General features: G+C 73.9%; 9 protein-coding genes. 2 read left to right on the plus strand and 7 right to left on the minus strand.

Features of this window, described 5'->3' with window-relative positions:
* Positions 1 to 99 precede the first annotated feature (99 nt).
* From ABZS58_RS43755 to ABZS58_RS43765, 3 genes are all read right to left on the minus strand, one after another.
* Positions 100 to 2,403, minus strand: coding sequence for an EAL domain-containing protein (locus ABZS58_RS43755; RefSeq protein ID WP_354789995.1), 2,304 nt, complete (start codon positions 2,401 to 2,403; stop codon positions 100 to 102).
* 93 nt (positions 2,404 to 2,496) lie between these two features.
* A complete protein-coding gene (locus tag ABZS58_RS43760; protein WP_354789996.1) occupies positions 2,497 to 3,171 on the minus strand; it encodes a 2OG-Fe(II) oxygenase in 675 nt (224 codons plus the stop codon).
* Between the two features lie 12 nt (positions 3,172 to 3,183).
* The gene (locus tag ABZS58_RS43765; RefSeq protein WP_354789998.1) at positions 3,184 to 3,957 is read right to left on the minus strand and encodes a hypothetical protein; all 774 of its coding nucleotides are present in this window, start codon (positions 3,955 to 3,957) and stop codon (positions 3,184 to 3,186) included.
* A gap of 436 nt (positions 3,958 to 4,393) precedes the next feature.
* Between ABZS58_RS43765 and ABZS58_RS43770 the strand changes: the two genes are divergently transcribed.
* Complete coding sequence (locus tag ABZS58_RS43770) at positions 4,394 to 5,059, plus strand: response regulator transcription factor (RefSeq protein ID WP_354789999.1); 666 nt, start codon at positions 4,394 to 4,396, stop codon at positions 5,057 to 5,059.
* On the opposite strand, the gene ABZS58_RS43775 is transcribed toward ABZS58_RS43770, so the two are convergent.
* The 4 genes from ABZS58_RS43775 to ABZS58_RS43790 all read right to left on the minus strand — a co-directional run bounded on the left by ABZS58_RS43775 (position 5,051) and on the right by ABZS58_RS43790 (position 12,231).
* Positions 5,051 to 6,082 carry a serine hydrolase domain-containing protein gene (locus ABZS58_RS43775; protein WP_354790001.1) on the minus strand — a complete coding sequence of 344 codons (1,032 nt, stop codon included), beginning with the start codon at positions 6,080 to 6,082 and terminating at the stop codon, positions 5,051 to 5,053. The two genes, ABZS58_RS43770 and ABZS58_RS43775, sit on opposite strands and share 9 nt — an antisense overlap.
* Positions 6,066 to 6,932: an alpha/beta hydrolase gene (locus ABZS58_RS43780; RefSeq protein ID WP_354790003.1), complete on the minus strand. Its 867-nt coding sequence runs from the start codon at positions 6,930 to 6,932 to the stop codon at positions 6,066 to 6,068. Before ABZS58_RS43780 ends, ABZS58_RS43775 begins: the two co-directional genes overlap by 17 nt.
* Before the next feature lie 18 nt (positions 6,933 to 6,950).
* Positions 6,951 to 11,273 (minus strand): MBG domain-containing protein, encoded by a 4,323-nt coding sequence (locus ABZS58_RS43785; RefSeq protein WP_354790005.1) that lies wholly within the window; start codon positions 11,271 to 11,273, stop codon positions 6,951 to 6,953.
* A gap of 79 nt (positions 11,274 to 11,352) precedes the next feature.
* The gene (locus tag ABZS58_RS43790; RefSeq protein ID WP_354790007.1) at positions 11,353 to 12,231 is read right to left on the minus strand and encodes a S41 family peptidase; all 879 of its coding nucleotides are present in this window, start codon (positions 12,229 to 12,231) and stop codon (positions 11,353 to 11,355) included.
* Between the two features lie 241 nt (positions 12,232 to 12,472).
* Here ABZS58_RS43790 and ABZS58_RS43795 point away from each other — a divergent pair, with 241 nt between their 5' ends.
* Complete coding sequence (locus ABZS58_RS43795; protein ID WP_354790009.1) at positions 12,473 to 13,342, plus strand: helix-turn-helix transcriptional regulator; 870 nt, start codon at positions 12,473 to 12,475, stop codon at positions 13,340 to 13,342.
* Positions 13,343 to 13,536 lie beyond the last annotated feature (194 nt).

Raw genomic sequence — 13,536 nt, forward strand, 5'->3', positions numbered from 1 at the left:
GACTTTAGCAGTTGCATACTTGTGCAATTCGCGGTTCAACATCGCGGCCTACGGAGGCAGGACCGGGTGAGGGCCGCGCGGGCGAGGAGTGCGCCCGGGTCAGGCCGCGGTGGTGGTGAGCGGGGCGGGGGCGAGCATCCGCACGATGCCGGTCGCCGGCATCGGACGGGCGAAGTGGTAGCCCTGCGCGGTGCGGTAGCCCAGCGCCGCGAGCCGCTGTGCCTGCTCGGGGAACTCCACGCCCTCGGCGACCACGTCCAGGCCCACGGCCTGGGCCAGGGCGATGACCGCGGAGGGCATCGCGCCGCGGCGGCCCTCGCCGGTGCGCTGCACGAACGACCGGTCCAGCTTGATCTCGTCCACCGGCAGGTCCTGCAGCAGGGTCAGCGACGAGCGGTCCGTGCCGAAGTCGTCCAGGGCGACCCTGACGCCGGCGCGGCGGAGGGCCTGCAGGTGGTGGGTCGCCTCGCCGAGGGCCACCGCCGTGGTTTCGGTGATCTCCACGGTGAGCCGGTGCGGGGCGATCCGGGCGTCGGCGAGCACGGCGGTCACCCGGTCGGCGAACCCGGGGTCGCCCAGCTGCCGCGCTGAGACGTTGACGTTCATCGAGGCGGGTGCGGCCGGGCCGTGCTCGGCCGTCCAGGCCGCCAGCTGTCGGCACGCCTCGCGCAGCACCCAGTCGCCGAGCGGGACGATCAGGCCGGTGCGTTCCGCGACCGGGATGAACTCCACCGGCGGCAGTGTGCCGCGGGTCGGGTGGGCCCACCGCACGAGGGCCTCGACCCCGGTCAGCCGCCCGTCGTGCAGGTCGACGATCGGCTGGTACTCCAGGAACAGCTCGCCGTCCTGGATGGCGTGCCGCAGTTGCGCGCCGAGCGCCGCGGAGCCGGCGACCGCGCCGCCGAGTCCCGCGGTGTACCGCACGCAGCCGCTGCCGCCGTCGTGCTTCGCCGCGTACATGGCGATGTCGGCCATCCGCAGCAGTTCCCCGGCCTCGTCGCCGCAGCGGCCGTCGGCGATGCCGATGGAGGCCCGCACGAGCAGCTCGTGGTTGTCGGCGACGACCGGGTCGGCCAGCGCCGCGATCATCCGCTGGGCGACGTGCTCCGCGGCGGCCGGGGTGATGCCGTCGAAGAGGACCACGAACTCGTCGCCGCCGAGCCGGGCCACGACGTCGCCGGGGCGCACCGCGGCGGCCAGCCGCTGTGCGACGGCGACCAGCAGCGCGTCGCCGGCGCCGTGGCCGAGCGTGTCGTTGACGATCTTGAAATCGTCGAGGTCGATGAGGGCGACGCTGACGTGCCGGTCCCGGTCCGGGTCGGCGAGTGCGGTGGCGAGCCGCTGGTTGAACAGCGCCCGGTTGGGCAGCTGGGTGAGGGCGTCGTGGGTCGCGTTGTGGTCCAGGCGGGCGAGCAGGACGGTGTTCTCCCGGAACGCGGTGACCTGCCGCCACACCACCAGGACGGTCAGGGCGACTGCGGCGACCGCTGTCACCTGCAGGTCCGGGTCGCCGGTGGCGGTGAGGGCCAGCAGCAGCGCGTCGACGGCGCCGACCGCGGCGTACGGCAGGATGCTGAACGGTCGCCGGCCGGCGGTGCGCCGGGTATCGGGGCTGGTCAGTGTCCGCCACTGGGCCTGCGCCGCCGCGGTGGCGCAGATCATGACCACGGGGATGCTGACCTGGGTCAGGTTCAGGTGCGGCTGGTCGAGGATCAGCAGCTGCAGGAAGCCGCTGAACGCGCCCGCGATCATGCCGAAGGCGAAGAGCCGCAACGCGCTCCGGGCGACGAACACGTGCCTTGAGAGGGTCACCTTGGCGATGGCGAACACCACGACCAGTTCCAGGACGAGGGTGGAGCTCGCGGCGACCAGCGACGCCGTGTGGTAGCCGTCCGCCTCCAGCAGCGGGCGGGCCTGGTAGTGCCACATGAACACCGCGGCCCCGAGCAGGACCGTGCCGGCGTCGAGGCCGATGCGGAGCCGGTCACCGCGCCCGGAGGTGCCCAGCGGCAGCCGCCACAGCCCCCACAGCAGCACCAGCACCGCGGCGCTGAACGCGGCGGCCGTGACCCCGGACATGTTCTGGGTGACGGGGTCGGAACCGAGCGCGTCGTAGGCGTTGAGGGCGGCGCCGACGCCCGCGAGGGCGGCGCAGATGGCCAGGTGCCGCCAGAAGCGGCGGGTGGGGAGGCTGAAGCGGGCGGACCGGGAGATCCCGGCGGCGATCGCCGTCGGGATGACCACCGACAGCGGCGAGGCCAGCCACAGCAGCGGCAGCGGACTGCGCTGCTCGCCCAGGTTCGCGGCGAACACGGCCAGCGCGAGCAGCGCCAGCGCCGTCGAGCCCAGCATCGGCGCGCTGGGCCGGGGCGCCCGTAGGGGCCAGAGCCGTCCGTACGCCATCCGTGTCCCTCCACCCTGCCGCGATGTACGGCTGCCATGATCGGCGGCCGTCACCGGCTCATGAGCGCGCCGGTGGTGGCAGGGTGGCTGTGCTCAGGTGCCGAAGAGTTGCTCGTCCAGGCCGGCGGGGCGGGCGGTCTCCGGGCAGGACGGCGAGTAGTAGTTCATCGTCAGCACCGCCCGCATGGCGTCGTCGCGGCGCAGCGGCTCGACGTAGTGGGCGTTGCGGCGCGCGTCGAAGAAGTACAGCTGCCCGGCCGCCGGGTAGATCCGCATGGCGTCCGCGTCGACGCCGGCGACGTCGTGGGCGGCGCGGTCCCGGGCGACGACGAGGGCGCCGCCGGTCTCCTCGGTGCACGTCGTCAAGTACAGCAGCCCCTGCATCGGGTTGCTGTCGACGTGGCACGGGTAGCGCATCGTGATCCCGTCCTGGATGTTCAGGCTCAGGGCGCGGTTGTCGGTGGCGGTCTCCTGCAACTTCTCGTCGACGGTGCGTTCGGCGAGTTCCTTGAACCAGCCGCTGTACAGCTGGAACGTCCACGGCAGCCTGCGCCGCAGCACCTCGCCGTCGACGCTGTGCATCGGGATCCGCGCGTCGGCGACCTCCCGGGCGGTGGTCATGGTGGGCCGGAAGACCCGGTGGACGGCGTGCTCGCGGGCCACGTCGAGCAGCTCCCCGGCCCACCCGCCGGGCAGCAGGTGCCCGACGTCGTAGACGTGCCAGTGAAACGGCAGCTCCTGCGGCGGCTGCCAGGCGGTGCTGGTCATCGGCGGGTCCTCCTATGCCTTGTGGCCGGCCATGGATTCCTGGTACTGCTGCACCGCCTGCCACAGCCGCGGGAACCGCATGTGCGCGACGAACCGGTCGAGCACGTCGACGGTCCGCCCGGTCAGGCTGACCGGCCCACCGGAAGCGTCGACGGGCATCGTGCGCAGCGTCGGGTGGCCGCCGAGGCGGGCCCACACCATGCGCTGGTGCTCCTGCTGCCAGCCGAGCATCGCGTCGTCGAGCTCCAGCATCTCCAGCGCGATCTCGCGCAGGTCCGGGTGCGTCGAGCCGGCCTCCAGCAGCGCCGTCTCCGACGCCAGCCCGGCGGCGTCCAGGGCCGCGGAGAAACAGCGCCACAAATGCCGGCACGCCTTTTGCAGATTCCGCATGCCGGGGGAGTCCAGGCCGCTTCCACCGTCGGGCAGGCTCGCCCGGATCTGCAGGAACTCCGTCTGCGGAATACCGGTCCGGACCTGGTTGAGATGCGTCACGGTCAGCCGTTGCAGCCCGGTCGCGCGGCGCAGCAGGCGATGCGCGGACCGGTGATCGCCGCGGCCCAGGTCGTCGGCGGCGCGGACGATGTCGAAATGCACGTTGTACCAGAGCAGTTCCGCGGTCAGATGCAGGGTCTGGAACAGCAGGAAATCCGGGTGCGGCATTTCCGGCAGCGGGTGCAGTGCCCTGACCGCGGCCGTGAATCGCACGACATCGTCATAAGCGGTCTGCCCGCCGACGGCGAATACCGGTCCGGACATGCCGTGCTCATGCTGCTTGTCGTCGGTCATGTGAACGGTCCGCTCCGTTTCTACGCACGACGGGAAAACGCCGATCACGTATTTGAAAGAGCATCAAAACCGACGTTCTTCCGGCCGGTCGTTCGCGGACACGCTACCGAGCGGCACTGAGCAGTGTCAATGACACTAGCGTTAACAAAGAATCGTCGGACATGGTTCGCAGTACTGCAGCCGCAGCAGTACGGACCCGCACGACCGGTTCGGATCCAGTAGCCGGGAGCCGTCAGGCGCATGACGACACGCAGGCCCCCCGCACGGCCACGATCGCCAACGCCACCGGTACCGGCGCAACACCGCGGAACGGGTCCGGCTTCGGCATCATCGGGATGCGGGAACGCGCCCACGCCGTCGGCGGCGAGCTCCGCGTCAACGACGGCGACGGCTTCGAGATCGTGACCGCCCTGCCCCTGCCGCCGGGGGTGGCGTCGTGACGATCCGCGTGCTCCTCGCCGACGACCAGGCGCTGCTGCGCGGCACGTTCCGGATGCTCATCGACTCGTGCGAGGACCTGGAGGTCGTCGCCGAGGCCGCGGACGGTGCGCAGGCCGTCGACCTCGCCCGCGCGCACCGACCCGACGTCGTCGTGATGGACGTGCGGATGCCCGGCACCGACGGCCTCGCCGCCACCGAGACGATCTGCGCCGACCCCGGCCTGGCCGGCACGAGGGCGCTGATCCTCACCACGTTCGAGAACGACGAGCACGTCGCCCGTGCCCTGCGTGCCGGCGCGAGCGGCTTCCTCGGCAAGTACGTCACCACCGACACCCTCCTCGAGGCGATCCGCATCGTCGCCGCCGGCGACAGCCTGCTGTCCCCGGGCGCGACGAAGGCGCTCATCGCGCAGTTCCTCGCCGCGCCGCGACCGGCGCCGCCGCTGCCGGCCGCGCCCGGGATCGGCGACCTGACCAACCGGGAGCTGGAGGTCGTGAAGCTGGCCGCCGACGGCCGGTCCAACGACGAGATCGCCGGCGAGCTGCACCTCAGCGTCCTCACGGTGCGGACCCACGTGCAGCGGGCGATGACGAAGCTCGGCGCCCGCGACCGGGCGCAGCTCGTCGTCATCGCCTACAGGAACGGCTTGGCCTCACCCTGAGGCGTCACCCTGAAGCGCGTCCGCGACGGTCGTCAGGAGACGGGCGCACCACGTGTCGAACGGCGCCCGGTCACCGCGGACCGGATGCACGCGGTTGCTGAGGACGGCGACGCCGTAGCCGCGGCCGGGTTCGAGCCAGATCCGGTTGCCGACGAATCCCGACATGCCGTAGCCGTCCGCGCCGGCGCGCGGCCCGCCGAGTCCCCGGGTGGGGGTGAGCCACCAGCCGAGGCCGAAGCGGTCCCCGTCCTCGTTCGACGACCAGCATTCGCGCACGGCCGTGTGCAGCGCCGGGGTGGTGACCCGCTCCGTGAGCCAGGCCTGGCCGATCCGGGCCACCTGGCCGATCGTCGCGAACGCGCCCGCGTGCCCGGCGACGCCGCCCATCGCCGCGGCGTTCTCGTCGTGGACCTCACCGGTGATCAGCCGCCCCCGCCAGCGGCACCGTTCGGTGGCGACCGCCGGGCCGGGCAGCGGCGCGAACCGCGGGCCGTGGCGTCCCTCGGCCAGGGACCGCCCGGTGAGCGCCTCGACCATCGCACCGAGCACGATGTAGCCGACGTCGCTGTAGACGGCGCCCGCGCCCGCGGCACGTTCCGGGCGGGTGCGCAGCGCGGCGTCCACGATCCGGTCCCGTCCGGTCGTCGTCTCGAAGAACCGGACGGTGGCGGGCAGCCCGGCGTCGTGGCTGAGCAGCCGCGCGACGGTCGCGCCCGCAAACGGTGCCCGCCGGGCGTCCGGCCAGGCGGCGCGCAGCGGCTCGTCGAGCCCGATCCGTCGCGTGGCCACCAGTTCGAGGACCTCGGGGACCGTGACGAGGACCTTGGTGAGGCTCGCCAGGTCCCACCAGTCCTGCCGCGTGACGGGCCGGCCGGTGCCGAGGTCGGCGACGCCGTGCACGATCTCGGCGAGCTGCCGCTCGCGGGTGAAGACCGCCACCGCGACCGCGGGCATCGGCGCCTCCCGTCCCAGCGCGGCGACCTGCCCGGCGAGGGACGGCACCGGGTCAGCGGCCGAGGACATCGTCGAGGAAGTCCGCGCCGGCCTCGGTGAGGGTGCCGACCTCGACGGCGGCGCCGGCGAACACGTGCCGGGCGCCCTGGACGGGGATCACGTCGCACCGGACACCCTGCGCCCGGAGCGCTCCGGCGAAGCCGGCGGCCTCCGCGAACGGCACGATCTCGTCCTCGGTGCCGTGCACGAGCAGGAACGGCGGCGCGGCCCGGTGGACGTTGTGCAGCGGGCTGGCGAGCCGCGCGACCGCCTGGCGCTCGGCGACCGGTCCGCCGAGCAGGATCGCCGGGAACTCGAGCGGGTCCTCCTGCCGCCGTAGACCGGCGAGGTCGGCAGGGCCGTACCAGATGATCGCCGCCTGGATCGCGGTGTCGCCGGTGCCGGTGAGCGCGGCGACCGCGGCGATCTGCCCGCCGGCCGACTCACCCAGCACGGCGAAGCGGTCCGGGTCGAGCCGCAGCGCCGTGGCGTGGTGGCGCAGCCAGCGGACCGCGGCGTCGACGTCGGCCTGCTGCGCCGGCCAGGTCGCCTCCATCGCCAGCCTGTAGTCGACGTCGGCGACGGCATAGCCGCGGGCCACCATGCGCTCGTGGAAGCGCTGGTCGACGGTCCACACCCGGCTGCCCGTCATCCAGCCGCCGCCGTGGATCCACAGCACGACGGGAAACGGGCCGTCGCCCGGCGGCACGTGCAGGTCGAGGTGCAGCGGCCGGTATCCGAGCGGCGCCGACACCACACAGTTGACGTGGGTGAGGGTCCCGCGTGGCTCGGGGACGGGATGGAACTCGGTCATGGGCGCGGCCTTCGGCTCGGTGCGGCGGGGATGACGGCACCACCACATCGAAGGCCCCCCGGACATCGGCCGCAGCATATCGGGTCATGAGAAGACGCCGAACGCCGCCGCGATGCCGACCGCCACGACCGCGCCGCCGGCGAGCTCGCGCCGCCAGCTCTGCGAACGCTCCTCGCCCTCGCGGCCGAACAGCTCGATGAGCGAGAACACCAGACCGGGCAGGGACAGCAGGACGAAGCCGTTGACGATCCGGGACGCCGGGTCGTCGATCAGCCAGGCGAGCGCCAGGCCGGACAGCGTGCCGACGAGCATCATGAAGACCGTCTTGACGATGCGTTTCGGCAGGAACCCGAAGAGCTTCGGCAGGTTCGGGAACGCGTCCTCGTACACGCTGAGGACCTGCGGCACTCCGAACAGCGCCGCGCCCACCCACAGCTGCCACGGGGTGCCGAGGAACGGGACCGCCACGAAGATGAACATGCCGGTGCGCAGGCCGATCGCGGAGAGCCGCTGGACCTTCCCCGCCTTCTGCAGTTTCTCCGGGCGCACGGCACCGAGCCGCGACGGGTAGGCCCAGCCGGCGAGGGTCTCCAGCACGATGCGGGTGGCGATGGCGGCGAGCGCGAAGAGCGCGAACCGGTCCGCGTGCGCGGCGATCGGCAGCTGGTGCCCGGCGAGGCCGCTCAGCGCGCCGATGCTCTTCTGGACGGCCCAGCCGCCCATGAGCGACGCGATGAACACGTCCGCGCCGCGGGTCCACCAGTCCAGCGCCGTCTGCGGCGTCGGGCGGCGGAACGGTCGGACGACACCGGCGAGCAACGCGATGGCGAACCACATCGCGCACACGCCCAGCAGCAGGCGCAGCGTGTCGGTGGAGGTCACCCCGCCGGTGGCCACGACGACCGTGGCGAACCCGAGGGCCGCGGCGAGACCGGCGAACCCGTCGAAGATGCCGAGCACGACGAGCGCGAGCATGATGCCGGTGCCGGGCAGCGGCGAGCCGTGGCTCTGGACGGCCGCGGTGACGCCGAGGACCGCACCGGCGGCGGGCATCGCCCACCAGGCGCCGCCGAGCATCGCGCGCAGGTACGAGCCGTCGGTCAGGATCCGTGCGAGCAGCGGGGACTTCGGTGCGACGCGCTGCGGCAGGTCGAGGCTGCGCCGGTCGAGCCAGCCGGTCGGCAGCATCCGCCAGCTGAACGAGGTGTCGCCCCAGCCGCCGCCGGCCCACTTCTCCTTGAAGTGCTTCGCCGACCCGGAAGCGATCTTGCCGGCCTTGCGCTGCCCGCCGCCCTGGCGGGAGCCGGCCCTGGTGGTCCCGCCGCCGGCGACGGCGGCGCCGCCCGCGCCGGCGGTGATCGCCAGGAGGGTGAAGCCGGCGATCGCGGTGGTGACGACGGCGTCGGCGTGCGCGGCCGGGATGTAGGCGGGGAGCTGGGCGAGCGCGTCGACCGCGTCCGGCAGGGCCGGCGCGGCGACGGCCGGCCGGTCGGTGCCGGTGCCGGTCGTCGTCGGCGCGGTCGCCGGTGCGGTTGCCGGCGCGGCCACCGCGGGGTCGTCGACGAGCAGGAGACCGACGCTCAGGGAACGCTGCGCACCGTCGGCGGTGACGCCGTTGACCTGCAGCGCGTGCTGACCGGTCGGCAGGGTCGCCGGGACGGGCAGCTTCGCGTCCACGGTGCCCTTCGCGTCCGTGGTGACCTGGCCGATGAGCACGGGGTCGGAGAAGAGCCACACGTCGGTGCGGGTGTTCGGGGCGAACCCGGTCATCGACACCGACACCTGGTGCTTGCGGTCGACGACGAGCTTGCCGTCCGCGTCGAGCGGCTGCCCGGTGCTGTCCGCGCCGACCGCGGCGACCGCCGCGGTGAAGCCGCCGCCGGTGAGCGTGACACCGCCGCCGGTGGCGGGCGTGATCGTGACCGGGGCGGCCTTGCCGTCCACAGTGGACATGGCGGCGTTCGGGGTGAGCGCCGGGCGGGCGCCGGTCGCCGGGTCCTTCACCGGCGCGGCCGCGGCCTGGGCGACGGTCAGTTTCGCGATGACGGGCGCGGCGGTCCAGTCGGGGTTGTCGAGGGTGGCGACGATCCGGTAGGTGCCGGACGCCTTCGGCGCCTGGCCGCGCGCGTCGTAGGTGACGGTGGTGCCGGTCAGCCCGGCCGGGGTGGTGCTCACCTCGGCGGTGCGGGGACTGCCGTCGGCGACCTGGGACAGGGCCCGCACGCGCAGGGTCGCGGCGCCCCGGTCGACACTCGTGGTGGCCGTCGCGGCGGTCGCCGGCAGGTATGACTCGTCGCCGGCCTGGGCGGCGGTGACGGTGCAGGTGCCCGCGTGGGTGGGCGCCAGCGCGGTGCCAGCGTCGACGGTGCGCACCTCGCAGGTCCCGGCGGCGGTGACCTGGACCGGCAGGCCGGCGGTCGACCCGGCGGTGAGGGTGCCGGCGTCGCCGCCGACGGCGAGGCGCCGCGGGACGGTGAGGGTCACGGTCTGCACGGCGCGGGCGACCTCGACGGAGCGGACCACGTCGGTGGCGGCGAGCCGGTTCGCGTCGCCGTCCTGGTGCGCGGTGACGACACACTCACCGCCCCGGGTGTAGGCGAGCGCACCGGAGCGCAGGTCGCAGCTGCCCGTGGCGGTGAACCGGACAGGCAGCCTGGCGGAGCTGGCGCCCCGCAGCGCGCGGGGGGCGTCGCCGTAGGTCGCCGCGGCCGGCTGGGCGAAGTCGATGTCCTGGGTGGCCTTCGCGACGGTCAGCGTCGCGGTGAGCGTGCCCTCGTAGTCGGCGCCGTCGACGGTGGCGACGACCCGGTAGGTGCCGGCCGTGGTCGGCGGTGTGCCGGAGCCGTTGTAGGTGACGTGGACCGCGCCGGCGGCCGAGGGCACGACGGACGTGGTGACGGCGCGGGACGTGCCGTTGTACACCTGCGACAGCCCGCCGAGGGTGATGGTGACGGCGCCCTTGGCGACGGCGAACGACCGGGCGACCGGCGCGGCGGCGAGCCGGTCGGCGTCGCCGGCCTGCGTCGCGGTGACCGTGCACTGGCCGGCGCCGGTGACCGTCAGGGTGCCGCCGTCCGCGGCGCAGGGGCCGGTGACGGTGAAGCGGACGGGCAGGCCGGAGTCGCTGGTCGCGGCGAGGTGGATCGGGTCGCCGCCGTACCTGCGGTCGACGATCTCCGGGAACGTGATGCGCTGCGGCGCCCTGGCGACGACGAGGGTGCCCGACGCGGTGCCGGTGTGCGTCGCCGACGTGTACGCGGCCTGCACGGCGTAGGTGCCGGCGCTGGTCGGCGCGGTCGCGGAGCCGTCGTAGGTGACGGCCACGGCGCCGTTGCCCGGGTCGGGGTCGGCGGTCACGGTGACCTTCCGCTCGGTGCCGTCGTACGTCTGGCCGAGCCCCGACAGGGACACGGACACGGGCGTCTTGGCGATCTGGAACGTCCGAGAGACCGGCGCCGCCGCGGTGTAGGTGCCGTCGCCGGGCTGGCCGGCGGTCAGCGTGCAGGAACCGGCACCGGTGACGGTCACCGTCGAACCGGACACGGTGCACGCGCCGGCCGCGGTCAGGGCGACGGTCAGACCGGACGAGGCGGTCGGGCTCAGGGTGAACGGGGCGACCCCGTACGTGACGTCGCCGACCGCCGGGAAGGTGATGCTCTGCGCGCCGGGCGCGCTCGGCTGGCCGCCGCGGACCTGGTGCACGTAGCGGCCGAGCTGGGCGCCGCCCCCGGAGTTGCGGATGAGGCCGGTGGAGGTGTTCGCGTCGACCAGCGCGCCGGCGACGCCGGAGCCCGGGTACACGTAGGTGAACGTGCCGTTGGAGTACCCGACGGTCAGGCCGCCGGCCGGCTCGTAGGCGAGGCGGTCGTAGTTCATGACGATGTCGAAGTTGCCGGCGCCGGTGTCGGACCGGTCGACGATGATCAGCTGCGAGCTGTTGAGCCGGTCCGAGCCGTTGCTGTAGTAGCCGACGTCGACCCAGTTCACGCAGAACGCGGGACGCCCGGAGTACGTGATCGGGCCGTAGGACACCGGTGTCGTCCCGCCCGGGCGGGTGTCGACGTCGAAGAACGCGACCGCGATGATCGGGCTGCCGAACGCGGCGAGGTTCAGACCGGAGTACCCGCTGTACGGGCTGCCGAACGTGACGTCACCGTTGTTGTTGACGTACATGTCGTTGTACGTGGTGCCGAAGAAGTTGACCGGGAACCCGAGCGGCACCGGCCCCGACGACCCGTCGTCGGTGCGGGCGGCGTACGTGCTGAGACACCCGGCGTCGGTGACGACCGCGTCCGGTCCCGCGGCCCCGGCCGGCCGCACACCGGCGGCGAGGAACGCCCCCTGCACCAGGAGCAGCAGGAGGGACAGGACACGGTAGGTGCGTCGTAGACGGCCGGAGTCGGTCATGAGCGACCTATCGGCATCCCCGTCACCCGGTTGACGGGCGCCCGGGTGCACGCCCGGTGCGACCGGGTTGCCGCCGCGGCTACCCGTGCGGCGCGCGGACCCAGGTCGCGGCGGCGGTGAGGGGGTCGGTGCCGCCAGGGTCGTCGGGCTGGAGCGGGCCGCGGTGGACGGTGCGGTGATGGTCGGCGAAGTACGAGGCCGTCAGGTACATCCGGGTGCCGTCGCGCAGTTGGTGGGTCTCGTTGGCGCTGGTCATGCCGTGCGTCGGGGTGCCGAACGTGCGCACGTGGGGACGGCTGCGGAACGCGACCGCGACGGCTTCGCCGGAGCTCGCCGTGGAGCCGTCGGTGAGGACCGCGACCGGCGCTTCGGTGGGCGGGTTGCCGGTGCGGGCGAGGGTCCGGCCGGCGAGCGCGATCCGGCCCCGGCGCAGCGTCCACACCTGGTCGGGCCCGTGCGGGGGCACGAAGTGGCCGAGGACGCCGTCGGGGAGCAGCGGTGCGGCCACGGCGAGCATCGGCCACATGTTGCCGCCCTGGTTGCCGCGCAGGTCCACGATCCACCCGGCGGGCCCGGCGGCGGCCAGCTCACGCACCACGCGGTTGCCGGCGTCACGGTAGCCGCGGGAGTCGCCGCCGCACGCCGGCAGGCGCAGGTGGGCGACGCCGTCGACGAGCCCGCCGGTCGGCGGGGCCGGTGCCTTCGCCGTGGTGCGGGCGCCGGGCGGGCGCAGGCCGCTGTGCGGGCCGCCCGCCTGCCGCAGCACCCGCCGCAGGGTCTCGTGGGTGCCGGTGTACGCGACCGCCCCGGCGCAACCGGCAAGGGCGTCCGCCCGGACCGCCGGCCAGTCGACGTCGTCGCGGTACAACGCGTTGCGCTCCATGAGGGCGAGGGCGTGCAGCAGGTACCGACGGACCCGCCGCCGCGCGAGCCGCTCCAAGACATCGGTGATCGTCACGATGCGCCCAGCGTACCGGCGGCCGGACCGATCAGCGGTCCCGTGCGGCGCGGCCGGCGCCACCCGGCGCGCACCGACGGCAGAGCCCGCGCGGCCTACGAGGTCGCCCGGCGAGCCGGACGGTCGCCTTCGGGTCGGTGTCTTCAGGCAACCGCGGTCCGCGGGGCGGGTCGCGGTGGCCGGTCTTCGGGGTAATGCCAGAACCTCCCAGGTGGCGAGCGGCGGACGTACGGTCGAAGCTATGGACAGCCGAGCCGAGGTCCGCGACTTCCTCACCACCCGCCGGGCGCGCATCACGCCCGAAAGCACCGGGCTGCCCACCCACGGCGGTCACCGGCGGGTCGCCGGCCTGCGCCGGGAAGAGGTCGCGCTGCTCGCCGGGGTGAGCATCGACTACTACATCCGGCTGGAGCGCGGGAACCTCACCGGCGTGTCCGACAGCGTCCTGGAGGCCCTGGCCCGGGCGCTGAAGCTGGACGAGGCGGAGCGGGCGCACCTGTTCGACCTGGCCCGCACCGCGAACGCCGGCCCGGCGCACCGGCCGCGCGCCCCGCGGCTGCGGGAGCAGACGTCCCGGCTGCTGGACGTGATGACGCTCGCCCCGGCCTACGTGCGCAACAGCCGGCTCGACATCCTCGGCGCCAACGAGCTCGGCCGGGCCGTGTTCGCCCCGCTGTTCGACAGCGGCGCCGGCCGGCCGAACATCGCCCGGTTCATCTTCCTCGACCCGGCCGCGCAGACGTTCTACCGCGACTGGGACGAGCTCGCCGGGGACGTGGTCGCGATGCTGCGCGCCGAGGCCGGCCGCGACCCGCACGACCGTGCCCTGAGCGACCTGGTCGGCGAGCTGTCCACCCGCAGCGACGTGTTCCGCACCTGGTGGGCCAAGCACAACGTGCGGCTGCACCGCAGCGGCGTCAAACACCTGCACCACCCCACCGTCGGTGACCTGAACCTCGCCTACGAGTCGATGGAGCTGGTCACCGACCCGGGGCTGCGGCTCAACGCCTACACCGCCGAGGCCGGCAGCCGCGACCAGGAGGCGCTCGACCTCCTGGCCAGCTGGACCGCGGCCCCGCACGACGTACCACGGGCGCAACGCCCTCAGTGACCGGGCACCGCCACACCGGCCCTGGCCCGGATTGGATGGATATCGCCGGGGTAGCTCGCAAGGAGCGACGAGCTTCTGCCCGACGTCCTCGACGGCCACGTCCAGCCCGGCAAGGTCTTCGACCGCACCGTCGGCCTCGACGAGGTCCCCGGCGGCTACCGGGCCATGGCCGACCGCGCCGCGCTGAAGGTGCT

It is taken from the genome of Dactylosporangium sp. NPDC005555 (assembly GCF_040605635.1).
Lineage (GTDB): Bacteria > Actinomycetota > Actinomycetes > Mycobacteriales > Micromonosporaceae > Dactylosporangium.